Raw genomic sequence first — 22,158 nt, 5'->3', positions numbered from 1 at the left:
TGAATTACTGCATAGCACATTTGATTCGTACAATGCCGGTTTAATCACCGGCATTTTTTTATTCGGCTTTCCTCTTTTCTTCAGGCCGCGCTTTCATCCCAGAAGCTGGCTTCAATCTTGTGCCCATCCAAATCACGGACAAAGCAGCCGTAGTAAGCCTCGCCGTAGTGCGGCCGCGAACCGGGCGCGCCTTCATCGGCGGCGCCGGCCAGCAGCGCCTGGCGATGGAATTCATCCACCTGTTGCTTGCTGGTGGCGAAAAAACCGACGTGCGTGCCGTTGCCGGGCGAGGCCGGCCGGCCGTCGATCGGCACCTGCAGCCAAAACTCCGGATAGTCGCGGCCGTAACCGATGGCGCCGGGATGCTCCAGCACGCGTCGGCAACCCAAGGCGGCCAGCGTGCGATCGTAAAAGGCGGCGGCGGCCTCGAAATCGTTGGAGCCCAGCGAGACGTGGGACAGGCAGGGGGTGATATTCATTGCGCGATCTCCATATGACTGTATAAATAAACAGTATAGGGTAAAAACGGCACCGCCCAGTAAATTTTGCGCAAACTGTGAACAGGATCGAGATCGTCGAGAGAGGGGAATGTCGCCGCTTGCAGAGGGCAAGCGGCGAGAGGGGCTTATTTGATTTCCAGCACGTTCAAACGCTCTGGCGCAGGCACCGCGTCGTCCGAATCTTCCGGCTGCCAACCGACGGGCTGCATCGGGATGTCTTCGCGATCGAAGGCCAAATCGCCGCCGTCCACCACGGCGCTACCGTGGTGAATGCCTTTGAAATCGAACAGATTGATGTCGCTCAGGTGCGAAGGCACCACGTTTTGCATGGCGCTGAACATGGTTTCCAACCGGCCAGGGTAACGCTTGTCCCAGTCGCGCAGCATATCGCCGATCACCTGGCGCTGCAGGTTAGGCTGCGAGCCGCACAGGTTGCATGGGATGATTGGGAATTCCTTGGCGATCGAGAAGCGTTCGATGTCTTTCTCGCGGCAGTAGGCCAGCGGGCGGATCACCACGTGCTTGCCGTCGTCGCTCATCAGCTTGGGCGGCATGCCTTTCATCTTGCCGCCGTAGAACATGTTGAGGAACAGCGTCTGCAGAATGTCGTCGCGGTGGTGGCCCAGCGCGATCTTGGTGGCACCCAGTTCGGTGGCGGTGCGGTACAAAATGCCGCGGCGCAGGCGCGAGCACAGTGAACAGGTGGTTTTGCCTTCCGGGATCTTGTCTTTAACGATGCTGTAGGTGTTCTCTTCGACGATCTTGTACTCCACCCCCAGGCTTTCCAGGTAGGCGGGCAGAATATGCTCCGGGAAGCCGGGCTGCTTCTGATCGAGGTTCACCGCCACCAGGGAGAAGTTGACCGGCGCGCTCTGCTGCAGATTGCGCAGGATCTCCAGCATGGTGTAGCTGTCTTTACCGCCGGACAGACAGACCATGATGCGGTCGCCTTCTTCAATCATATTGAAATCGGCGATCGCTTCGCCCACGTTGCGGCGCAGGCGCTTTTGCAATTTGTTGAGGTTGTACTGCTCTTTTTGGCTAACGGATTGCTTTTCTGACATTTAAATCGTGCTCATTCTCAATGGGGGGCACTAGGGGCATGGCGTTGTAGCCGCGAGTTTACCATTCAACCGGCCGCTTTTGATCATTATTCATCATCCTGCTGCCACGCGCCCGACGCGAGGCCTGTATGGTACGGATTGCGCGCAGGAATGCCAGCGGGTTTTTGCTGCGGCTGACGCCGGCGGTAAAAGAACAGGGCGCGAATCGCTCGCGCCCTGAGGGAGGTTACTCTGCGGCGGATTTTTCCGCCTTGCCGGCCAGCAGGCTGAGGAAATCGTATTTCTCCTGCAGCTCTTTCTCGGCGGCCTGATACAGCGCGCTGGCCACTTCCGGCTGCTGCGCGTTCAGGCGGCGGAAACGCTGTTCTTTCAGCAGCGTTTCCGACAGGCTGCTGTTCGGCGGCCGCGAATCCAGCGCCAATGCGGCCTTGCCCTCGGCGCTGCGGCGCGGATCGAAGCGGTACAGTGGCCAGAAGCAGGTGGCGGTCAGCTGTTTCATCTGATCGTGGCTGAGCGCCAGATCGTAGCCGTGCTCTTCGCACGGGCTGTAGGCGATGATCAGCGACGGCCCCGGATAGGCCTCGGCCTCCTGAATTGCTTTCACCGTTTGGTTGAGCTGCGCCCCCAGCGAGATCTGCGCCACGTAGACATGGCCGTACATCATCATGCTGACGCCCAAATCCTTGCGCGCCTTGCGCTTGCCGTGTTCGCCGAACTTGGTCACCGCGCCGAGCGGCGTGGCCTTCGACTGCTGGCCGCCGGTGTTGGAGTAGCACTGGGTGTCGAGCACCAGCACGTTGACGTTCTCCGTCAGGCTGAGGACGTGATCCAAACCGCCGAAGCCGATGTCGTAGGCCCAACCGTCACCGCCGATCAGCCAGATGGATTTATCCACCAGGTAGTCGGCGCCGGCCGCCAGCTGGCGCGCGTCTTCGCCTTCGAGATTGGCCAACAGCGTGCGCAGTTCGGCGATCTGCTTACGGCGCGGCTCCGGCGCCACGTCGCCCATCTGCAGGGCATTGACCAACCGCTCCGGCAGCTGCGGCGCCAGAGCATTCAGCAGGCGCAGCACTCGCGCGCGATGTTGATCGACCGTTAAACGGAAGCCCAGGCCGAATTCGGCGTTGTCTTCGAACAGCGAGTTGGCCCACGCCGGGCCGCGCCCTTCGGCGTTGGTGGTGTACGGCGTGGTCGGCAGGTTGCCGCCGTAGATCGACGAGCAGCCGGTGGCGTTGGCGATCAGCAAGCGGTCGCCATAGAGCTGGGTCAACAGCTTGATGTACGGCGTTTCGCCGCAGCCGGAGCAGGCGCCGGAGTACTCGAACAGCGGCGTGATCAGCTGCGAAGTGCGAATGTCGATGCGCTCCAGCTGCGCCGGATCGATTTCCGGCAGCTGCAGGAAGAAGTCGTAGTTGTCTTTCTCCGCCGTCAGATTATCGAGGCGCGAAGCCATGTTGATGGCCTTGATCTCCGGGTTCTGGCGATCTTTCGCCGGGCAGACCTCGACGCACAGGTTACAGCCGGTGCAATCCTCCGGCGCTACCTGCAGCACGTATTTCTGGCCGCGCATATCGCGCGCTTTGACATCCAGCGACTGCAGGGAGGCGGGGGCGTGCTCCATCTCCGCCGGCTGAACCACCTTGGCGCGAATGGCGGAGTGCGGGCAGGCGGCGACGCAGTGGTTGCACTGGGTACACAGGTCGGGCTGCCAGATCGGGATCGCTTCGGCGATGTTGCGCTTTTCCCATTGGGTGGTGCCCACCGGCCAGGTGCCGTCCGGTGGGAAGGCGGAAACCGGCAGCGCATCGCCCAGCCCGGCCAGCATCGCGGCGGTGACGGTTTTGACGAAGTCCGGCGCGGCGTCCGAGACCACCGGCGGGCGCATCGGGCTGCTGACGTCGACCGGCTGCAGCGGGATCTCGGTCAGCGCGGCCCGGGTGGCGCCCAGCGCCTGCCAGTTGCGCTCGACGATCTCCTGGCCCTTGCTGCTGTAGCTGCGGGCGATGGCGTCCTGCAGCTGTTGCAGCGCCACGTCGCTCGGCAGGATCTGCGTCAGGTGGAAGAACGCCATCTGCATCACGGTGTTGATGCGCGCGCCGAGCCGGCATTCGCGCGCCAGCTTGGCGGCGTTGATGATATAGAAACGCGCCTGGCGTTGGTGCAACAGCGCCTGAACCTCCTGCGGCAGGCGCGACCAGACCTCGTCGGCGCCGTAAGGGGTATTGAGCAGGAAGGTGCCGCCGGGCTTCAGGCGTTCGACCATTTGGTACTTATCGATAAACTGCAGCTGGTGGCAGCCGACGAAGTCCGCGCGGCTGACCAGGTAGGCCGAGTTGATCGGCTGTTCGCTGACGCGCAGGTGCGACACCGTCAGGCCGCCGGCCTTTTTGGAGTCGTAGACGAAATAGCCCTGGGCATACAGCGGCGTGGCGTTGCCGATGATCTTGATGTTGTTCTTGGTGGCCGAGACCGAGCCGTCGCTGCCCAAACCGTAGAACAGCGCTTCCAGCGAGGCGCGCTGCGGCAGGATTTCGTCGCTCAGCGGCAGCGAAAGCCCGGTGACATCATCGAAGATGCCGACGGTAAAGCGCGGGCGCGGCTGCGGCTGGGCCAGCTCGCGGAACACCGCCAGCGCGCAGTCGGGGCCGAACTCTTTCGACGACAGGCCGTAACGGCCGCCGATCACCCGCGGCAGCGTGGCGCGCTCACCCCGGCTGTAGGCTTCCGCCAGCGCGGTCATCACGTCCAGATACAGCGGCTCGGCCAGCGCGCCCGGTTCTTTGGTGCGATCGAGCACCGCGACGCTGCGCACGCTGTCCGGCAGCGCGTCGAGCAGGTATTTGGCGGAGAACGGCCGGAACAGCCGGACTTTCAGCACGCCGACTTTCTCGCCGCGGGCCAGCAGGGTGTCGATCACCTCTTCGCAGGTGCCGGCGGCGGAGCCCATCACCACCACCACGCGTTCGGCCTGCGGGTGGCCGTAATAGTCGAACGGCCGATAGTGGCGGCCGGTGAGGGCGGCGAAGGCTGCCATGGCGTCGATCACGTGCTGGCCGGTGGCGTCATACCACGGGTTGGTGGCTTCGCGCGACTGGAAATAGGTGTCCGGGTTGGCGGAAGTGCCGCGCACCACCGGATGATCCGGCGACAGCGCCCGGCTGCGGTGAGCGTCGATCGCCGCCTGCGGCAGCATTTGCCGCAGCGTATCGTCGCTGAGCGGTACGATCTTGTTGATTTCGTGCGAGGTGCGGAAGCCGTCGAAGAAATGGATAAACGGCACGCGCGCGTTGAGGGTGGCGGTCTGCGAGATCAGCGCGAAGTCCTGCGCCTCCTGCACGCTGCCGGCGCACAGCATGGCGCAGCCGGTCTGGCGCACCGCCATCACGTCCGAGTGGTCACCGAAGATGGACAGCGCGTGCGTGGCTACGGTGCGCGCGGCCACGTGCAGCACAAACGGCGTCAGCTCGCCGGCCAGTTTGTACAGCGTCGGGATCATCAGCAGCAGACCCTGCGATGACGTGAACGAGGTCGACAGCGCGCCGGTTTGCAACGCGCCGTGCACGGTGGCGATCGCGCCGCCTTCCGACTGCATTTCCACTACCCGGGGGATATCGCCCCAGATGTTTTGCCGGCCATCGCCGGACCAGGCATCCGCCTGCTCCGCCATGGTGGAACTCGGCGTGATAGGGTAGATGGCAATCACTTCGTTGGTGCGATAGGCCACGGAAGCGACTGCATTATTACCATCTGTAGTTATCATCGGCGTTACCTTTTCATTGCTCTCAAAGCCGCGAAAGCGCACTTTCGCAGTAATGGAAAAAAGTCTAACAGAGGGTTTGAACGCGGCTTTATCGTGTTTGTGTGGCGGGTGACAAATCGTCAAAGGCCTATTTCCTCGTCGATTGGGGGCCGGCGGCAATAAATTGTTTTCACCGTTTAAAGACAATTTATTTCCGGCACGTCATAATTGCGCATCGGCAAACTGACAGAAGAAAATCATGAGCGCATTTATGTATTTGACGATGGCGATAGTCGCGGAAGTGATCGCCACCACCATGTTGAAAGCCTCCGAGGGCTTTACCCGCCTGTGGCCGTCGCTGCTGGTGGTGCTGGGCTACGGCGTGGCATTTTGGGGGCTGTCGATGGTGGTCAAGAGTATGCCGCTGGGCATCGTGTATGCGATTTGGTCAGGCATGGGGATTGTGCTGGTGTCGGTCGCCGCGGTATTTGTTTATCAGCAAAAATTGGATTGGCCGGCGATCGTCGGCATGGGATTAATTATTGCCGGCGTGCTGGTGATTAATTTACTGTCGAAAGCCACGGTGCACTGAGTGTTATTTTAATGTGAAAAAAGGCCGGCGCGACAGCGAGTCGCGCCGGTTGAAGAATTCAGCCATCACTCACTGAAAATAGTGGAATGCTAATTACTTAGCGCCGCCAGCATAAACGCAAATATCGTCCTCTCCGGTAGCAAAAAATGCGTCGTTTCACTGAAAGCACGCGAAGATAATGAATAGCGATATCGCCGGAAAAACTTCCTGGTCGGCAGCGGTGACGTTATCACTTTCTTCGTGCGACCGAAGCCTGGCAGCGGGTGGCGCCGTCACGTTTGGCACCGCGTTCCGGTGCGGAAATATTCTGCAAACAAAATAAATGTCCGGCCGCCGCAAAAAAACGACAAATAATGGCTGGAATATATTTTCATTATTTATATATCGAGCTAGATTAAACAAGTTTGCATCAAAGATAGCGAAACGTGTCCGCCAAGTGACGCGCGTTATCAGCAATGGCGATTTTACACAGCGCAGTTCCGGGTTCAGGAGTGGGATAATGACGACATCAAAATGGCTGCTTGCCAGCGCCGTGCTGCTTTTAGCCGCCTGCAGCAGCAATAACGAAGAACCAGTACAGCAGGGCAACAGTGCCAGAATCAATACGTTGCAGACCAGCGCCGGTTGCGCGGCGGTCGGCGGCGTCACCACCATCGCGCACAACCTGAACGGTGAAGCGCTGCGCATGTGCCAAATGCCGAACGGCAAGCAGTGCGAAGAACGCACGCTGGGCCTGGGCAGCTGCGCCGGGTAAGCCCGCAGCGCCAGGCCCAGCGTGCAGGATCAATACACCCAATCGCGCAGGGTATAGATAAGCGTGTGGCCGCTGCCGTTGAGCGTCAGCTGCTGGGCGCTTAGCGTCACTTCGGCGCCGTTTTCCAGCACGGTGCCGATCACTTGATCCCAGCGGTTGCGCTGTTCATCAGGGCACAGTCTGCGCGTCGTGGCCAGCGGTTTCACCGTCAGCACGCCGTCGCGTAATTGCCCCTGGCCGAAGAAGCGGTTGCACATCGCACCGGAGACATGCAGGTTCTCGCCGAACTCCAGATTGAGCAGGCCGCCGCCCTCCGGTGGCTTCGCCGTTTCGCCATCCACGCTCTGCAACACGAAGTTGTGATGCAGCAGATCGCCTGGCGTGACGGCCGTATGTGGTTTCATGCTGCACCCCGCTAAAGCCAGCGCCGCAAGGACGGCTACCGTGGTTTTTCTCATCGCGTTCTCTCAAATAAACAGGGCGCCGGGGCGCCCCGAGGTGACGCTCAGGCGTTCAACTGGTTCGGGCAGGCTTCGCCGCGATCCAACTGGCTGATGTTCTGCAGCGTGGTTTGCGAAATGCTGGTCAGCGCCTCTTCGGTCAGGAAGGCCTGATGGCCGGTAAACAGCACGTTGTGGCAGGCCGAGAGGCGGCGGAACACGTCGTCCTGAATCACGTCGTTAGACTTGTCTTCAAAGAACAGATCGCGTTCGTTCTCGTAAACGTCCATTCCCAGCGCGCCGATTTTCTGCTGCTTCAGCGCGTCGATGGCGGCGGTGGAGTCGATCAGCGCGCCGCGGCTGGTGTTGATCACCATCACGCCGTTTTTCATCATCGCGAAGGCGTCGGCATTCAGCAGATGGTGGTTTTCCGGCGTCAGCGGGCAGTGCAGGGTGATCACGTCGGACTGCGCGTACAGCGTTTTCAGGTCGACATACTCCGCGCCCAGTTCCAGCGCCTGTTCGCTCGGGAACGGATCGTAAGCCAGCAGCTTCATACCGAAGCCTTTCAGAATGCGCATCGTCGCCACGCCGATTTTACCGGTGCCGATCACGCCGGCGGTGCGGTTGTGCATGTTAAAGCCGATCAGCCCTTCCAGCGAGAAATTGGCGTCGCGGGTGCGTTGATAGGCGCGGTGAATACGGCGGTTCAGGCACATCATCATGCCTACCGCGTGCTCCGCCACGGCTTCCGGTGAGTAGGCCGGCACGCGCACTACCTTGATGCCCAGTTCTTTGGCGGCGTCCAGATCGACATTATTGAAACCGGCGCAGCGCAGGGCGAGAATTTCGACGCCCAGCGCCGCCAGTTCTTCGAGCACTTCACGGCTGCCGTCGTCGTTGACGAAGATACACACCGCCTTGCAACCGGCGGCCGTTTTGGCGGTTTTTTTGCTGAGTAAAAAGTCGAAGAATTCCAGCTCATAGCCAAACTGCTGATTCACCAGTTCGAGATATTTACGGTCATACTGTTTGGTACTGTATATCGCCAATTTCATCGTGGTTTCTCCACCGTGATTTTGTGATCAATTTAACAGATTTTAGTAAATTCGACAATTGGTTAGCAGTTTGTCCCGCGCGGGGCTTGTTCTATCAGACAGGGGAGTGAAACCGGCCCGCATTGGGCCGGTTCACGCGGTTTTAACGAGCGATTTCCGTGTAATGATGCTCATCGTAATCATGGGTCAAATAACTGTTAACGACATCGTTAAAGGCGATCCAATGAGGCGTTTTCTGGTGTGCTGAAAGCGCCGCCTTATCGTCCCAGTTTTCGATCAGCGCGTAGCTGTTCTCATCGCTCTGGCATTGCCAAAGCTGGTAAAAAGAGCAGCCGGTTTCTTTATTGGATTCCTGCACCATGGTGTTGAGCAGGCTCAGAAACGCTTGCCGCTTGGCCGGATTGACCTGAAAAAAGACGTTGAGCGTAATCATGATTGATTTCCTCGGTCGGTAATGAAACTGGATATCTCCAGGGGCAGCATTGTGCTGACAGCGAGGATTTTACGGACTTGATGGCTGACTAAAAGTGAAATAAAGTTCGTGAATTGTTCACTTTTGGTGAAGGCTTAAGATGTTTAAACGTGCCCAGTTAGCCGCCTTTTGCATGGTGGTGGAGTCGGAGAGTCTCACGGCCGCGGCGGAGCGGCTGTTTTGCGTGCCCTCTAACGTGACCAAGAAATTAAAAGAGCTGGAAATGGCGTGCGGCGTCACGCTGTTCGAGCGTGAGCGCAATCGGCTGTCGCTCACGCCGGAAGGCCGGGCGCTTTACCATAAGGCCAAGCGCTTTTTGGCTATCGAAGAGCGGGCGCGATCGCAGCTTGAACAGGATCCGGTGCAGGGCGAACTGAGGCTTGGCGCGCTGGATATCGCCTTGAGTCATCATTTGCCGCAAAAGTTGGCCCATTACCGTGCGCAGAATCGCCGCGTTCAGCTGAGTGTGGTGCAGGGATATTCGCTGGATCTGGAGTTTCAGCTGCAAAAAGGGGCGCTGGACGTGGTGTTTTCAGATGGGCCGATCGAACATCCGCAGATGCAGAGTCGGCGTGCTTTCCAGGAGCGTTTGGTCTTCATTGGCGGGGCATGTCGGCCGGCGTTGTTGGCAAAAAGCGATCTCTATGTTTATTCGCGGCAATGCCACTATCGCCATCTGGTGGACGCCTGGCTGCAGAAGCAGCAAGTCATCCCCGCCGCGCTGCTGGAGGTGGAATGCTACGACGTGATATTTGCCTGCGTAACAGCGGGATTAGGCTATGCGTTTGTGCCCGAAAGCCTGGCGCGGCAGCGAAAGGTTGCATACATAGAATGCGGGAATGAAATGCGCAGCGATATTTATGCTATCTGGCGTAAAGCGAGCGACAGCCGCATATTGCACGATTTTATTGACGCCGTGATTCGGCATTAAGGCAAAAAAATCCCCACGGGGGTGTGGGGAATGGCTTCTCTAGTACACAGTTAGCTAGCAGCTGAACTTTTATTAGAATGGTTGCAAGACTATTAATCATCAATGGCAACGACAATAACAAAAGTCTGAAAACTGTCCTGTTTATGTGATGCATATGTAACGAAAATCTACAACTCCGCACACGTTTGCGCCAAAAAGGTGCAAATCGCCGCTGCGACCCTGCTCAGCTTCACCCTATGTCAAATTCATGCCATCATTATTGTCAATTCAGGCATAGACTTAACCAATGCCTAACTCAGGAACGAAGCAATCATTTAATGACCAGGCGATTAAAAGTATTCATAGGGACGGTGGCGGGCTGCGCAATTCTGGTGCTGGCGTTGTGGCAAACTTTGCCGCGCTGGCTGCCGGGCGTGTTATCGCATTGGTTGCCGGCGGGAAGCCGCCTGGAGTTGCAGGGCAAATTGCACTGGCGCCAGGGCGGCCTGGCGCTGGCGGGGGCGCGTTTCACCGCGCAAGATTGCCTGCTGGCCAACGTCGGGCCGACGCGGTTGGCTTACCGCCAGGGCCGCTGGCAGCTGTCGAGCGATAAGGTCAGCGTCGATAGCGCCTGTTTGTCAAAACTGCCGGCCGGCGACGCCAACAGCGCGCCGCTGGCGCTCGATCAGCTGCAGCAACAGCTGCCGCCGCTGGATCTCACCATTAATGACCTGACGCTGGTTCCCTGGCAGCGCTATGCCGGCAAGCTGCAGCTTTCCTCCGGCCCTGACGGGCAACGCCTGCATTATCAGGGGCCGAATCTCAGCGCCGAGGCGCAGCTGGATGAAAAACAGCAGCTGACGTTGCAGAGCCTGACCGTCGTCCCGCCCAACAGCGCGCAACCGCTGCGTCTCGCCGGCAAGATAACCATTCCGCTGGATCTGGCCAGCCTGCCGACGCAGGGCGCGCTGCAGGGGGAAATGCAGACCGCCTATCTGGAAAAACCGGTATTGCTGGACATGCGCTGGCAACAGCGGCAGGGCGTGTTGACGGTAAGCGAAAAAGGCGACGATCGGCCGCTGGCGGTGCTGCCGTGGGAAGTCGCGCCGCAGCGGGTCAGCATCAGGCAGGGCGAGTGGCGTTGGCCGTACAGCGGGCAGCCGTTGAACGGCGGCCTGAGCGTTGCGCTGCACGACTGGAGCAAAGGGTGGGATGAAACGGAGATCAGCGCGCGGCTGAACGTGATCACCGCCGGCCACAACGGCAAGGGCAATGCGGTGCTCACCCTCGGGCCGGGCAAGGTAGGGTTGACCGACAGCGATCTGCGCTTCCAATTGACCGGTCAGGCCAATCTGGCCGACTTCTCCGCCACCGCGTCGATTCCGGGCGTGATCGGCGGCAGCATTCTCAACCCGACGCTGGTGCTGCAGCCAGGGGCGCTGTTGCGCCTGTGGGGCAAGGTGACGCCGGAAATGACGCTGGAAGAGGCGCGTTTGCCGCTGGCGGGCGTGAAGGTGACCGCCGCCGGTATCACCGGCCGCCTGCAGGCGATTCTGAACGCCAGCGACAGCTATTGGGGGCGCTTCAAGCTGCACCTGGACGGCCAGGCGCAGGATTTCTGGCCGGACAAGGGCGACTGGCAGTGGCGTTACTGGGGCAACGGCCGGTTGCCGCCGCTGCAGGCCGCCTGGGACGTCGCCGGCAGCGGGCGCTGGCAGGATAGCGAGCTGGTGCTCGACAAGCTCTCCACCGGTTTCGATAAATTGAAGTATGGTTTGGTGACGGTCGCCGCGCCGCGCCTGAGCCTCAACCGGCCGCTGCGCTGGCGGCGTGATGAACAAAGCCCGCAGTTCAACGGCGAGCTGCAACTGGCGGCGGATAAGGTCAGCTTCAGCGACGGCGGCCATCTGCCGGCGCCGGTGCTGGCGCTGCAGGTGAACGGCCTTTCGCCGGACAGTTTCCAGCTGCAGGGCAAACTGCAGGCACAGCAGATCGGGCCGATCGCGCTGCGCGGCCGTTGGGACGGCGAACGCCTGCGCGGTGAAGCCTGGTGGCCGAAACAGTCGCTGAAGGTCTTCCAGCCGCTGCTCGCGCCGGAGCTCAATCTCACGCTGCGCGACGGCGAGTTTTATGCGCAGTCGGCGTTTTCCGCCGCCCGCGAGCAGGGCTTCGAAGCCGGCGGCCACTGGGTGGTGAAAAACGGCGGCATGTGGCTGAAAGACGGCGAGATGAGCGGCCTGGACTTTATCCTGTCGTACCGGTTCAAGCAGCATCAGTGGCTGCTGGGGGCCAAACAGCCGGTGTCGCTGCGCATCAAGTCTTTCAGCAACCTGTTCGAGATGCAGAATATTTCCGCCGATCTGCAGGGCACCTATCCTTATAGCGAAGGGCAGCCGCTGACGTTGAGCAACGTCGGCGTGGACATGCTCAACGGGCATATCAGCTTGTCGGCGCTGCGGTTGCCGCAGCATGACGCCGCGGTGCTGAAGCTGGACAAGGTCGATCTCAGCGCGCTGTTTACCGCCCTGAAGCCGAAGCAGTTCGCCATGTCCGGCCGGGTCGACGGCGAGCTGCCGCTGTTCCTGAACCACCCGAAATGGCTGGTGCAAAACGGCTGGATCGCCAACGCCGGCACCCTGACGCTGCGGCTGGACAAAGACATGGCCGACGCCATCGGCAGCAACAATCTGGCGACCGGCGCGGCGATCGACTGGCTGCGCTACATGGAAATCAACCGTTCGCACGCCCGGGTCGATCTCGACAACCTGGGCGAGCTGACGCTGAGCGCGCGTATCGACGGCATCAACCCGCAGAAGAACGCCAAGCGCGAGGTGATCCTGAACTATCGGCATCAGGAAAACGTGTTTCAGCTGTGGCGCAGTTTGCGCTTCGGCGACAATTTACAGGAGTGGCTGGAGCAGGCCCTCTCACAACCTGGGGAGCAATAATGAAAATCATGAGTGTGTCGACGCTGGCAGCGGTGCTGTGCGTTTCGCTGCTGAGCGGCTGCGTGCCGCGCATCGAGGTGGCGACGCCGAAGGATCCGATCACCATCAATATGAACGTCAAGATCGAGCATGAAATTCATATCAAGGTGGATAAGGACGTCGAAAACCTGCTGAAAACCCAAAGCGGTCTGTTCTAGGAGCCGACATGAAAAAACGTTATTTGTGGCTGGCCGGCGCCGCCTGGTTGTTCAGCGGCGTGGCGATGGCGTTGACGCTGGATGAGGCGAAGCAGCAAGGGCGGGTGGGCGAAACCCTGAGCGGCTATATCGCCCCGGTGAAGCAGGACGCGGAAACGCTGGCGCTGGTGAAGCGCATCAACGCCGGCCGCGCCGAGAAGTATCAGGAAGTGGCGGACGGCAACCATATCGCCGTCGACGAAGTGGCGCGCATGGCCGGGCAGAAGCTGGTGACGCGGGCGCAGAGCGGCGAGTATGTGCGCGGCATCAACGGCCAGTGGCTGAAGAAATAAAAAAAAGCGCGCCGTCTGGCGCGCCAAGAGATACGGATAGATGATTATTATGAGGGTAGTGCAGGTTTGACAGGACTTGCTTCTTGTCCGGCAGGGGCGCGGCGCCCCTGCGCTGGATCTTAGGCAGACACCACCTGAGACAGGGCCGCCTTGGCGTCTTCCTGTGCTTTGGTCGCCACTTCCGGGCCGTAGGCGATGCCTTCCGCGAAGACGAACTCCACGTCGGTGATGCCGATGAAGCCCAGGAACAGACGCAGGTAAGGTTCCACCAGGTCGGTCGGGGTGCCTTTATGAATGCCACCGCGGCTGGTCAGGATCACCGCGCGTTTGTTTTTCACCAGGCCTTCCGGACCGTTTTCGGTGTAACGGAAGGTCACGCCGGCGCGGGCAACCAGGTCGAAATAGTTTTTCAGCTGGGTCGGGATGTTGAAGTTGTACATCGGCGCGGCAATCACGATGACGTCGTTGGCCTGCAGCTCGGCGATCAGCTCGTCCGACAGGGCCAGCGCTTCTTGTTGACGCGGGGTCAACGGAGCATCGGAAGGACGCAGCGCGCCGACCAGTTCACCGTCCAGCACCGGGATGGGCTGTGCGGCCAGATCGCGCACGGTGATGGTGTCGCCGCTGTGGGCGTTGCTCCATTGCTCTACGAAGAAATCGGCCAGTTGGTTAGACTGAGAGTAGGTCGCCAGGATGCTTGATTTCAGAACCAATACGTTGCTCATCGATAATTCCTTACGTTGTGACAGTGACATCAGGACTCAGCGTCCCTTGCATGGAGTACATGCTATTCACATTCCTCCAACAGTGATAGCGCAATATTTCGAGATCTTCGTTCGATTTTATTGAATGACATGGCGAGGCTTTACTCGCGGAAGTAGGGGGAGAAAGCCGTTTGTGATAGGCTGTGCGGCTAAAGCAAAAAAATCGCTAAAAAAACATCAAACCGTTGCCAAGCCTGGCCTTGGCGGCGAAGAAACAAGGAACACCGAACGTGAAATCTCCGCTCGAGGCACTGCCGGCCCAACTGGGTGAGCTAATGCTCCGCGATCAACAACGTCTGCGTCGTCGCCTGCAGGGCGCACGAAAAATCAAAAATCCCGATGCCCAGCTGGCGGTGGCCGCCGAAGTAGAAAACGACATCGCGGCGGCGCGGCAAAAAGTGCAGGCGCGCGCCGCGTCTTGCCCGCGCATTACCTATCCGGAAAGCCTGCCGGTCAGCCAAAAAAAACAGGACATATTAAACGCCGTCCGCGATCACCAGGTGGTGATTGTCGCCGGGGAGACCGGCTCGGGGAAAACCACCCAGCTGCCGAAGATCTGCCTGGAACTGGGGCGCGGGGTGAAAGGGCTGATCGGCCATACCCAGCCGCGCCGCCTGGCGGCCCGCACCGTCGCCAACCGCATCGCCGACGAGCTGGAAACCCCGCTCGGCGGCAGCGTCGGCTACAAGGTGCGCTTCAACGATCAGGTAGGAGAAAATACCCTGGTCAAGCTGATGACCGACGGTATCTTGCTGGCGGAAATTCAGCAGGATCGCCTGCTGATGCAGTACGACACGCTGATCATCGATGAAGCGCACGAGCGCAGCCTCAACATCGACTTCATTCTTGGCTACCTGCGCGAACTGCTGCCGAAGCGCCCGGATCTCAAGGTGATCATCACCTCGGCGACCATCGATCCGCAGCGCTTCTCGCGCCATTTCAACAATGCGCCAATCATCGAGGTTTCCGGCCGCACCTACCCGGTGGAGGTGCGCTACCGCCCGGTGGTCGACGACGGCGACGATACCGATCGCGACCAGCTGCAGGCGATTTTCGATGCGGTGGACGAGCTTGGCCGCGAAGGGCCGGGCGACATTCTGATCTTCATGAGCGGCGAGCGCGAGATCCGCGATACCGCCGACGCCCTGAACCGCCTCAATTTGCCGCACACCGAGGTGCTGCCGCTGTATGCGCGCCTGTCGAACAGCGAGCAGAACCGGGTGTTCCAGTCGCACCACGGCCGCCGCATCGTGCTGGCCACCAACGTGGCGGAAACCTCGCTGACGGTGCCGGGCATCAAGTACGTCATCGATCCGGGCACCGCGCGCATCAGCCGCTACAGCTTCCGCACCAAGGTGCAGCGCCTGCCGATCGAACCGGTGTCGCAGGCTTCTGCCAACCAGCGTAAAGGGCGCTGCGGCCGCGTATCGGAAGGGGTGTGCATCCGCCTGTACTCCGAGCAGGATTTCCTGTCGCGGCCGGCGTTTACCGATCCGGAAATTCTGCGCACCAACCTGGCTTCGGTCATTCTGCAGATGACCTCGCTGGGGCTGGGCGACATTGCCGCGTTTCCGTTCGTCGAGGCGCCGGACAAGCGCAACATTCAGGATGGCGTGCGCCTGCTGGAAGAGCTGGGGGCGATCGCCACCGCCGACAACGGCCACTATCAGCTGACGCCGCAGGGCCGCCAGCTGGCGCAGTTGCCGATCGACCCGCGTCTGGCGCGCATGGTGCTGGAAGCGCAGAAGAGCGGCAGCGTGCGCGAGGTGATGATCATCACCGCCGCGCTGTCGATTCAGGATCCGCGTGAGCGCCCGATGGACAAGCAGCAGGCCTCGGATGAAAAACACCGCCGCTTCGCCGACAAGGACTCGGACTTCCTGGCGTTCGTCAACCTGTGGGATTATCTGCAGGAGCAGCAAAAAGCGAACTCCTCCAGCCAGTTCCGCCGGCTATGCCGCAACGATTTCCTCAACTACCTGCGGGTGCGCGAGTGGCAGGATATCTACACCCAGCTGCGCCAGGTGGTGAAAGAGCTGGGGCTGCCGATCAACAGCACGCCTTCCGACTACCGCAGCGTGCACACCGCGCTGCTGACCGGCCTGCTGTCGCACATTGGTCAGAAGGATGCGGACAAGCAGGAATACACCGGCGCACGCAACGCCCGCTTCTCCATCTTCCCCGGCTCCGGCCTGTTCAAGAAGCCGCCGAAGTGGACCATGGTGGCCGAACTGGTGGAAACCAGCCGCCTGTGGGGGCGTATCGCTGCGCGCATCGAACCGGAATGGATCGAACCGCTGGCTCAGCACCTGGTGAAACACAGCTACAGCGAACCGCACTGGTCGAAGTCGCAGGGGGCGGTGATGGCCAGCGAAAAGGTCACGCTGTTCGGCCTGCCGATCGTCGCGGCGCGCCAGGTCAATTACGGCTCCATTGATCCGCTGCTGTGCCGTGAGCTGTTTATTCGCCATGCGCTGGTGGAGGGCGACTGGCAGACGCGCCACGCCTTCTTCCGCGACAACCAAAAGCTGCGCGCCGAAGTGGAGGAGCTGGAGCATAAATCACGCCGCCGCGACATCCTGGTGGATGACGAAACGCTGTTCGGCTTCTACGATCGCCGTCTCCCCAACGACGTGGTTTCCGGCCGTCATTTCGACAGTTGGTGGAAGAGCGCGGCCAAACAGCAGCCGGATCTGCTGAACTTCGAAAAAGAGATGCTGATCAAGGACGGCGCCAATAAGATCAGCGCGCTCGATTACCCGAACTTTTGGCATCAGGGCAACCTCAAGCTGCGGCTGAGCTACCAGTTTGAACCGGGCACCGACGCCGACGGCGTGACGGTGCACATTCCGCTGCCGATCCTCAACCAGGTGGAGGAGCAGGGCTTCGAATGGCAGATCCCCGGCATCCGCCGCGAGCTGGTGATTGCGCTGATCAAATCGTTGCCGAAACCGGTGCGCCGCAACTTCGTGCCGGCGCCGAACTACGCCGAGGCGTTCCTTGGCCGCGTCACTGCGCTGGAATTGCCGCTGCTGGACGCGCTGGAGCGCGAGCTGCGGCGCATGACTGGCGTGACCGTGTCACGTGATGACTGGCAGTGGGATCAGGTACCCGATCACCTGAAGATGACCTTCCGCGTGGTGGGCGAGAAAAATCAGACGCTGCGCGAAGGCAAAGACCTGGCCGCGTTGCGCCTGCAGCTGAAAGAGAAGGTGCAGGAGACGCTGTCGGCGGTGGCCGACGATGGGCTTGAGCAGAGCAATCTGCATGTCTGGAGCTTTGGCCAACTGCCGGCGTTTTACGAGCAGAAGCGCGGCGGCTATTCGATGAAGGCTTACCCGGCGTTGGTGGATGAAAAGGACAGCGTGGCGATCCGCCTGTTCGACAGCGAAAGCGAGCAGCAACAGGCGATGTGGCAGGGCACGCGCCGCCTGCTGTTGCTGAATATTCCTTCGCCGATCAAATACCTGCATGAAAAGCTGCCGAACAAGGCCAAGCTGGGGCTCTACTTCAACCCGTACGGCAAGGTGCTTGAGCTGATTGACGATTGCATTTCGTGCGGTATCGACAAGCTGATCGCCGAACACGGCGGCCCGGTCTGGCAAGAGGAAGGCTTTGCGCGCCTGCAGGAGCAGATCCGCGCCGAGCTGAACGACACGGTCGTCGAGGTGGCCAGGCAGGTTGAGCAGATCCTGACGGCGGTCTTCAACATCAACAAACGGCTGAAAGGCCGGGTGGACATGTCCTTGGCGCTGGCGTTGTCGGACATCAAAACCCAGCTTGGCGGCCTGGTTTACCGCGGTTTCGTCACCGGCAACGGCTGGAAACGCCTGCCGGACACGCTGCGCTACCTGCAGGCGATCGAACGCCGATTGGAAAAACTGGCCATCGATCCGCATCGCGATCGCGCGCAGATGCTGCGGGTTGAGCAGGTGCAGCAGGCGTGGCAGCAGTGGCTGAACAAGCTGCCGCCAAAGCGGCAGCAGGAGGAAGAGGTGAAAGCGGTGCGCTGGATGATCGAAGAGCTGCGCGTCAGCCTGTTCGCGCAGCAGCTGGGCACGCCGTACCCGATCTCCGACAAGCGCATTATGCAAACTATCGAGCAGCTTTCGGGCTAAGTTCGGGCGCGCCGGCCGGCAAACGGCCGGCGCAGCGCAAGTTGAAATTCAGAGAACAGAGAAACAGCAACGGCGCTTGATGCGCCGTTACGAGAGCTATTTGCCCGCCGCTAGGGCGTCTAGCGCTTCGCGGATGCCGGGCACCGCCAGGGCGCGGTTATCGGCGCGGTAGCGATCTTTCGCCGCCGGCGCCGAGCTTTGGATGGCGATCAACTGCCAGCCGTCGGCGGTTTTCAACAGCAGCGGTGAGCCGCTGTCGCCGGGCAGGGTATCACACTGGTGCGACAGTACGCCTTGCTGGGCCCAGCCGGTGACCTTGCAGTTTTGGTGGCTGTAGAGGTCATCCAGATGATCCTCCGGGTAACCCGCCTGAGTAATCAACCGCTTGGCCTGTTTCAGGGCCTGGGTCAGCGCCTTGCTGTCGCCTTGCCACAGCGGCAACGGTGCGATCGGCAGCGGCTTTTTGTCTTTCAGACGGATCAGCGCAAAGTCATAAGCGGCGGCGGCGGGCGGCACGATCCAGCCATCGCCGTCCGGCTTCAGCTTTTTGCCCAGCTTGCTGTCGACCAGAGTTTCGATATTGTCGGTTTGATACCGCCAGGATTTATCACCCGCCACGAAGCGCAGGGCGATGGCTTTATCCAGTTGCCCCGGCGGCGCCAGCACACAGTGGCCGGCGGTCAACGCCAGGTGTGGGGAGATCAGCGTGGCGGTACACAGATTGCCGCTGGCGGTTTCGACCTGGCCGATGGCCTGCCAGGGCTGGGCGGTGGTATCCGTGACCTTGATGCGTTCATCTTTGCCGAAAAACAGACGCGTTTGCTCGGCCTTGGACGGGCCGTCGGCACGTGCCGCCTGAGCAGCGATGAGCGGGAGTGAGCACAGCAACAGTAAAACGGATTTGCGCATAGATCTCTTGCCTGACAAATACGGATCATCCATAAACACACTGAATGCTAACTATAGACTGATTTAGCATCCGTGTGGATGGGCAATAATTGATTTTTCAATAATTTCCCGCCGGCGATGCGGCAGGCTACAGGTAAAAAAAGACGGCGATCAGGCCGCAAAGGATCAGGGCGGTCAGAACGATCTCGAACAGGTAGCGGCGCAGCATCAATGCGAACCCCCGATGAAAAAACACCCGGCGAACCGGGTGTTGTACACGTCAAGCCTGAAACGGTGAGGGGATCCTCACGTTGTTACGCCTTTTTGTGGCTGGCTTTCTTGTGGTGTTTTTTAGCCGCCTGGGCTTTTTGGGCCGGGGCTTTCGCACCGGCTTTTTTGTGATGCTTTTTGGCCGCCTGAGCTTTCTGAACCGGGGCTTTCTTGCCGTGGTGTTTCACCTGGGCTTTAGCCGGCGCAGCGGTGGCGGTGGTTGCGCTAGCCGCAGGTGCGGTGGTGGCAGCCTCGGCAGCGAAAGCTACGGAAGACAGACCCATTGCAGCGGCAACAACCAGAGCTAATACTTTTTTCATCGCAGAATCCTCAATATGGCTTTTGGGTATCAACCCCACTGCGGGGCCGTTGAAATGATAGTAGGCAAACGGCGTCCGCCTTTCCGTGAGTGATTGGTTTCGGCATGTAACCTAATGTACAGGGCGGCGGTGGGGAGTGGGATTGCTGTTATAATGACCGCCAGGCACAGCAAAAAGGATTTAACATGAACGAGATATCAATTCGTTGTGGCGTGACCGAACAGGGCGAGGTGCCGCTGGCCTATGAGGACTGGGGCGATGAGGCGCACCCGCCGCTGCTGCTCATCATGGGTATCGGCGCACAGCTTTTGCTGTGGCCTGACGACTTCTGCCGCGCCCTGGTGGCCAAGGGATTTCGGGTGATCCGCTATGACAACCGAGACGTCGGCCTTTCCGGCAAAACGCAGGCACAACGTACGCAGCCGTTGTGGCTGCTGATGTTGCGCGCCCAGCTCGGTTGGCAAACGCCGGTGCCTTATACCCTGGCGGACATGGCGGCGGACGCGGCGCATCTGCTCGATCATTTACGCATTCCGCAGGCTCACGTACTGGGCGCTTCGATGGGGGGGATGATCGCCCAGGTGCTGGCCGCCGAATACCCGCAGCGCGTCGCCTCGTTATGCATCTTGTTCTCCAGCACCAATCAACCGCTGTTACCGCCGCCGGCCCCTTCGCTGCTATGGCTGTTGGTGCGCCGGCCTGCGGCCGATTTGACGCTGCAGCAGCGCCACGAGGGGATGAAAACCTTCCTGCGCGCGCTCGGCACCCGATTTTATCCGCCGGAGGAGGCGGAGCTGGATACTCTGGTGACGCGGTTGCTGAAGCGGGGCGTGGATCCGGAAGGCATGCAGCGGCAACTTTCCGCGTTGCTCGGCAGCGGCGATCTGCGTCGTTATAGCCGGCGCATAGCCGCGCCGACGCTGGTTATTCACGGCGATCGCGATCGGCTGGTGCGCAAGGCGGCTGGGGTTGCGATCGCCCGTGCGGTCGCCAACGCCAAATTGCATATCATGCCGGGCATTGGGCATGACCTGCCCGCGCCATTGAGGCCGCAGCTGGCGGCGATGATCGCCCGTCATGCGCTGGGATGAGAGGCCGGAAAGCCCGGCGTTTTTTGCTATTTTAGTTACAACATACTTATGGTGAGTAGCCAGCCGCCACTCTGTAGCCAAGGCGTTGTCGGCAAGGAATGCGCGCTATGAAACATTATCCGGTCATGCAGGCGGGAAAAGGGCGCGGCCGGGGCCGCGCCAGGAGAGATTACAGGTAGCGGGTTTCCAAATGCTGACGGAAGTAGCGTGGATTGAGCGCTTCGCCGGTCGCGTTGGCGATCAGCGTTTCGGTCGGGAAACGGCTGCCGTGGCGCCAAATATTGTGCTGCAACCAGTGGAACAGCGGCTGCAGGTTGCCGGCGGCGATATCTTCGCTCAGCGAAGGCAGGGCCTGACGCACGCTCTGGAACAGCTGCGCGGCGTACATCGCGCCGAGGGTGTACGTCGGGAAGTAGCCGAAGGCGCCGTCGGTCCAGTGAATATCCTGCATGCAGCCGTTGCGGTAGTTGCCGATGGTGTCGAGGCCGAGATAAGCCTGCATCTTCTCATTCCACAGCGCCGGAATGTCTTCCACCTCGATATCGCCTTCGATCAGCGCTTTTTCAATTTCGTAGCGCAGGATGACGTGGGCAGGATAGCTCACCTCGTCGGCGTCGACGCGGATCAGGCCCGGTTTAACGCGCTGGTTGAGGCGAATAAAGTTGGCCTCTTCCAGCGCCGGCTGTTCGCCAAACTGCGCGGTGACCAACGGACGCAAGATCTTCAGGAATTCATTGCCGCGCGCCAGCTGCATTTCGAACAGCAGGCTTTGCGATTCGTGGATAGCGGTGGAACGAGCCAGGGCGACCGGCTGGCCGAGCAGATCGCGCGGCAGGTTCTGCTCGTAGCGGGCGTGGCCGGTTTCGTGCACGATGCCGAGCAGCGCGGTCAAAAACTCTTTCTCGTTGTAACGCGTGGTGATGCGCACATCTTCCGGCACGCCGCCGCAGAACGGGTGGGCGCTGGCGTCGACGCGGCCGTTGTCGAAGTTGAAACCGAGCAGCTTCATCACGCTGAGGCTAAGCTGGCGCTGGGTGTCTACATTGAACGGACCCTGCGGCGCCTGGCAGGGCTCGTTAGCCTGTTTGGCCACCACGCGCTGCAGCAGATCCGGTAGCCAGGTTTTCAAATCGCCGAAGATGCGGTCGAGATCGCTGCTGCGCATGCCCGGTTCATACAGGTTTAGCAGGGCGTCGTAACGGCTGGTGCCGGCCGCCTGCGCGCGGATCTGCGCTTCTTCCCGGCTGAGCTTTACCACTTCGCGCAGGTTGTCGGCGAAGCCGTCCCAGTCGTTGGCCGGGCGCTGGGCGCGCCAGGCGTGTTCGCAGCGTGCGCCGGCGAGCGATTTGGCTTCGACCAGCGCGGCCGGCAGCAGCACGGCGTCTTCATATTGGCGGCGCATTTCGCGCAGGTTGGCGCGGTCGAGTTCGTCCAGCGTCTCTTGCTGCGCGCGATCCAACAGCGCGCCGGTGCTTTGTGCCGTTAAAATCTGGTGCTGCAGCACGCTCAGCTCGGCCAGCGCTTCGGAGCGCGCCTTGCTGCCGCCCGGCGGCATCATGGTTTGCATGTCCCAACCGGCGATGGCGGACAGGTGGCCGAAACGCGACAGCCGGCTGAACAGGGCGCGCAGGTGATCGTAAGCAGACGTGTTGGAATGTGCAGATGTCATTATTTTTCGGCTCCAATGAGAAGGTCTGGCGG

Annotated in this window: 18 protein-coding genes; 8 read left to right on the top strand and 10 right to left on the bottom strand. The window is 60.6% G+C overall.

Annotated elements, in window-relative coordinates:
* Positions 1 to 80: 80 nt before the first annotated feature.
* From ACJ8HH_RS08505 to nifJ, 3 genes are all read right to left on the bottom strand, one after another.
* Positions 81 to 479: a VOC family protein gene (locus ACJ8HH_RS08505; RefSeq protein ID WP_033634674.1), complete on the bottom strand. Its 399-nt coding sequence runs from the start codon at positions 477 to 479 to the stop codon at positions 81 to 83.
* Between the two features lie 146 nt (positions 480 to 625).
* Positions 626 to 1,564, bottom strand: coding sequence for a tRNA 2-thiocytidine(32) synthetase TtcA (gene ttcA / locus ACJ8HH_RS08500; protein WP_033634672.1), 939 nt, complete (start codon positions 1,562 to 1,564; stop codon positions 626 to 628).
* Positions 1,565 to 1,790: 226 nt separating this feature from the next.
* The gene (gene nifJ / locus ACJ8HH_RS08495; RefSeq protein WP_442520224.1) at positions 1,791 to 5,324 is read right to left on the bottom strand and encodes a pyruvate:ferredoxin (flavodoxin) oxidoreductase; all 3,534 of its coding nucleotides are present in this window, start codon (positions 5,322 to 5,324) and stop codon (positions 1,791 to 1,793) included.
* A gap of 238 nt (positions 5,325 to 5,562) precedes the next feature.
* Between nifJ and ssmE the strand changes: the two genes are divergently transcribed.
* Both ssmE and ACJ8HH_RS08485 read left to right on the top strand, forming a co-directional pair.
* Positions 5,563 to 5,895: a multidrug efflux SMR transporter SsmE gene (gene ssmE, locus ACJ8HH_RS08490; protein ID WP_033634669.1), complete on the top strand. Its 333-nt coding sequence runs from the start codon at positions 5,563 to 5,565 to the stop codon at positions 5,893 to 5,895.
* A 499-nt stretch (positions 5,896 to 6,394) separates the two neighbouring features.
* Positions 6,395 to 6,649 carry a DUF333 domain-containing protein gene (locus tag ACJ8HH_RS08485; protein WP_015377999.1) on the top strand — a complete coding sequence of 85 codons (255 nt, stop codon included), beginning with the start codon at positions 6,395 to 6,397 and terminating at the stop codon, positions 6,647 to 6,649.
* Between the two features lie 29 nt (positions 6,650 to 6,678).
* Here the strand turns inward: ACJ8HH_RS08485 and hslJ are convergent, their stop codons facing one another.
* The 3 genes from hslJ to ACJ8HH_RS08470 all read right to left on the bottom strand — a co-directional run bounded on the left by hslJ (position 6,679) and on the right by ACJ8HH_RS08470 (position 8,580).
* The gene (hslJ, locus tag ACJ8HH_RS08480; RefSeq protein ID WP_060451606.1) at positions 6,679 to 7,107 is read right to left on the bottom strand and encodes a heat shock protein HslJ; all 429 of its coding nucleotides are present in this window, start codon (positions 7,105 to 7,107) and stop codon (positions 6,679 to 6,681) included.
* 47 nt (positions 7,108 to 7,154) lie between these two features.
* Entirely contained in the window at positions 7,155 to 8,147 is a 993-nt protein-coding gene (locus ACJ8HH_RS08475) for a 2-hydroxyacid dehydrogenase (RefSeq protein WP_016927571.1), read from the bottom strand.
* A 142-nt stretch (positions 8,148 to 8,289) separates the two neighbouring features.
* A complete protein-coding gene (locus tag ACJ8HH_RS08470; RefSeq protein WP_033648435.1) occupies positions 8,290 to 8,580 on the bottom strand; it encodes a putative quinol monooxygenase in 291 nt (96 codons plus the stop codon).
* Between the two features lie 139 nt (positions 8,581 to 8,719).
* On the opposite strand from ACJ8HH_RS08470, the gene ACJ8HH_RS08465 reads away from it, so the two are divergent.
* The 4 genes from ACJ8HH_RS08465 to ACJ8HH_RS08450 all read left to right on the top strand — a co-directional run bounded on the left by ACJ8HH_RS08465 (position 8,720) and on the right by ACJ8HH_RS08450 (position 13,006).
* The gene (locus tag ACJ8HH_RS08465; protein ID WP_033648434.1) at positions 8,720 to 9,550 is read left to right on the top strand and encodes a LysR family transcriptional regulator; all 831 of its coding nucleotides are present in this window, start codon (positions 8,720 to 8,722) and stop codon (positions 9,548 to 9,550) included.
* A 317-nt stretch (positions 9,551 to 9,867) separates the two neighbouring features.
* The gene (locus tag ACJ8HH_RS08460) at positions 9,868 to 12,477 is read left to right on the top strand and encodes a YdbH family protein (RefSeq protein ID WP_060451605.1); all 2,610 of its coding nucleotides are present in this window, start codon (positions 9,868 to 9,870) and stop codon (positions 12,475 to 12,477) included.
* On the top strand, positions 12,477 to 12,674 hold the full coding sequence (locus ACJ8HH_RS08455) for a YnbE family lipoprotein (protein WP_025302979.1): 198 nt from the start codon (positions 12,477 to 12,479) through the stop codon (positions 12,672 to 12,674). Before ACJ8HH_RS08460 ends, ACJ8HH_RS08455 begins: the two co-directional genes overlap by 1 nt.
* 8 nt (positions 12,675 to 12,682) lie before the next feature.
* Complete coding sequence (locus tag ACJ8HH_RS08450) at positions 12,683 to 13,006, top strand: YdbL family protein (protein WP_033634662.1); 324 nt, start codon at positions 12,683 to 12,685, stop codon at positions 13,004 to 13,006.
* A gap of 119 nt (positions 13,007 to 13,125) precedes the next feature.
* On the opposite strand, the gene azoR is transcribed toward ACJ8HH_RS08450, so the two are convergent.
* The gene (gene azoR / locus ACJ8HH_RS08445) at positions 13,126 to 13,731 is read right to left on the bottom strand and encodes an FMN-dependent NADH-azoreductase (protein WP_033634661.1); all 606 of its coding nucleotides are present in this window, start codon (positions 13,729 to 13,731) and stop codon (positions 13,126 to 13,128) included.
* A gap of 269 nt (positions 13,732 to 14,000) precedes the next feature.
* Between azoR and hrpA the strand changes: the two genes are divergently transcribed.
* Positions 14,001 to 17,888, top strand: a complete 3,888-nt coding sequence (gene hrpA, locus ACJ8HH_RS08440) for an ATP-dependent RNA helicase HrpA (RefSeq protein ID WP_072274564.1) — start codon at positions 14,001 to 14,003, stop codon at positions 17,886 to 17,888.
* A 96-nt stretch (positions 17,889 to 17,984) separates the two neighbouring features.
* Here the strand turns inward: hrpA and ACJ8HH_RS08435 are convergent, their stop codons facing one another.
* Both ACJ8HH_RS08435 and asr read right to left on the bottom strand, forming a co-directional pair.
* Positions 17,985 to 18,797: a trypsin-like serine peptidase gene (locus ACJ8HH_RS08435; RefSeq protein ID WP_033634660.1), complete on the bottom strand. Its 813-nt coding sequence runs from the start codon at positions 18,795 to 18,797 to the stop codon at positions 17,985 to 17,987.
* 293 nt (positions 18,798 to 19,090) lie between these two features.
* On the bottom strand, positions 19,091 to 19,366 hold the full coding sequence (asr, locus tag ACJ8HH_RS08430; protein ID WP_033648431.1) for an acid resistance repetitive basic protein Asr: 276 nt from the start codon (positions 19,364 to 19,366) through the stop codon (positions 19,091 to 19,093).
* 185 nt (positions 19,367 to 19,551) lie between these two features.
* Here asr and ACJ8HH_RS08425 point away from each other — a divergent pair, with 185 nt between their 5' ends.
* Positions 19,552 to 20,457 carry an alpha/beta fold hydrolase gene (locus ACJ8HH_RS08425; RefSeq protein WP_197766209.1) on the top strand — a complete coding sequence of 302 codons (906 nt, stop codon included), beginning with the start codon at positions 19,552 to 19,554 and terminating at the stop codon, positions 20,455 to 20,457.
* A 169-nt stretch (positions 20,458 to 20,626) separates the two neighbouring features.
* Here ACJ8HH_RS08425 and ACJ8HH_RS08420 read toward each other — a convergent pair whose 3' ends face one another.
* Positions 20,627 to 22,126 carry a carboxypeptidase M32 gene (locus ACJ8HH_RS08420; protein ID WP_039565964.1) on the bottom strand — a complete coding sequence of 500 codons (1,500 nt, stop codon included), beginning with the start codon at positions 22,124 to 22,126 and terminating at the stop codon, positions 20,627 to 20,629.
* Between the last annotated feature and the right edge of the window lie 32 nt (positions 22,127 to 22,158).

Source organism: Serratia sp. CY32780, from assembly GCF_052169135.1.
Lineage (GTDB): Bacteria > Pseudomonadota > Gammaproteobacteria > Enterobacterales > Enterobacteriaceae > Serratia > Serratia sarumanii.
Note: the sequence above shows the minus strand (reverse complement) of the source record. Positions and strands in the feature narration are given on the sequence as shown.

Excerpts from the sequence above, each read along its gene's own strand:
- ACJ8HH_RS08455 (WP_025302979.1), top strand. The coding sequence starts at position 12,477 with ATGAAAATCATGAGTGTGTCGACGCTGGCAGCGGTGCTGTGCGTTTCG.
- ACJ8HH_RS08450 (WP_033634662.1), top strand. The coding sequence starts at position 12,683 with ATGAAAAAACGTTATTTGTGGCTGGCCGGCGCCGCCTGGTTGTTCAGC.
- ACJ8HH_RS08465 (WP_033648434.1), top strand. The coding sequence starts at position 8,720 with ATGTTTAAACGTGCCCAGTTAGCCGCCTTTTGCATGGTGGTGGAGTCG.
- ACJ8HH_RS08425 (WP_197766209.1), top strand. The coding sequence starts at position 19,552 with ATGAACGAGATATCAATTCGTTGTGGCGTGACCGAACAGGGCGAGGTG.
- ACJ8HH_RS08435 (WP_033634660.1), bottom strand. The coding sequence starts at position 18,797 with ATGCGCAAATCCGTTTTACTGTTGCTGTGCTCACTCCCGCTCATCGCT.
- ACJ8HH_RS08485 (WP_015377999.1), top strand. The coding sequence starts at position 6,395 with ATGACGACATCAAAATGGCTGCTTGCCAGCGCCGTGCTGCTTTTAGCC.
- asr (WP_033648431.1), bottom strand. The coding sequence starts at position 19,366 with ATGAAAAAAGTATTAGCTCTGGTTGTTGCCGCTGCAATGGGTCTGTCT.
- ACJ8HH_RS08475 (WP_016927571.1), bottom strand. The coding sequence starts at position 8,147 with ATGAAATTGGCGATATACAGTACCAAACAGTATGACCGTAAATATCTC.
- hslJ (WP_060451606.1), bottom strand. The coding sequence starts at position 7,107 with ATGAGAAAAACCACGGTAGCCGTCCTTGCGGCGCTGGCTTTAGCGGGG.
- ssmE (WP_033634669.1), top strand. The coding sequence starts at position 5,563 with ATGAGCGCATTTATGTATTTGACGATGGCGATAGTCGCGGAAGTGATC.
- ACJ8HH_RS08505 (WP_033634674.1), bottom strand. The coding sequence starts at position 479 with ATGAATATCACCCCCTGCCTGTCCCACGTCTCGCTGGGCTCCAACGAT.
- azoR (WP_033634661.1), bottom strand. The coding sequence starts at position 13,731 with ATGAGCAACGTATTGGTTCTGAAATCAAGCATCCTGGCGACCTACTCT.
- nifJ (WP_442520224.1), bottom strand. The coding sequence starts at position 5,324 with ATGATAACTACAGATGGTAATAATGCAGTCGCTTCCGTGGCCTATCGC.
- ACJ8HH_RS08470 (WP_033648435.1), bottom strand. The coding sequence starts at position 8,580 with ATGATTACGCTCAACGTCTTTTTTCAGGTCAATCCGGCCAAGCGGCAA.
- ACJ8HH_RS08420 (WP_039565964.1), bottom strand. The coding sequence starts at position 22,126 with ATGACATCTGCACATTCCAACACGTCTGCTTACGATCACCTGCGCGCC.
- ttcA (WP_033634672.1), bottom strand. The coding sequence starts at position 1,564 with ATGTCAGAAAAGCAATCCGTTAGCCAAAAAGAGCAGTACAACCTCAAC.
- ACJ8HH_RS08460 (WP_060451605.1), top strand. The coding sequence starts at position 9,868 with ATGACCAGGCGATTAAAAGTATTCATAGGGACGGTGGCGGGCTGCGCA.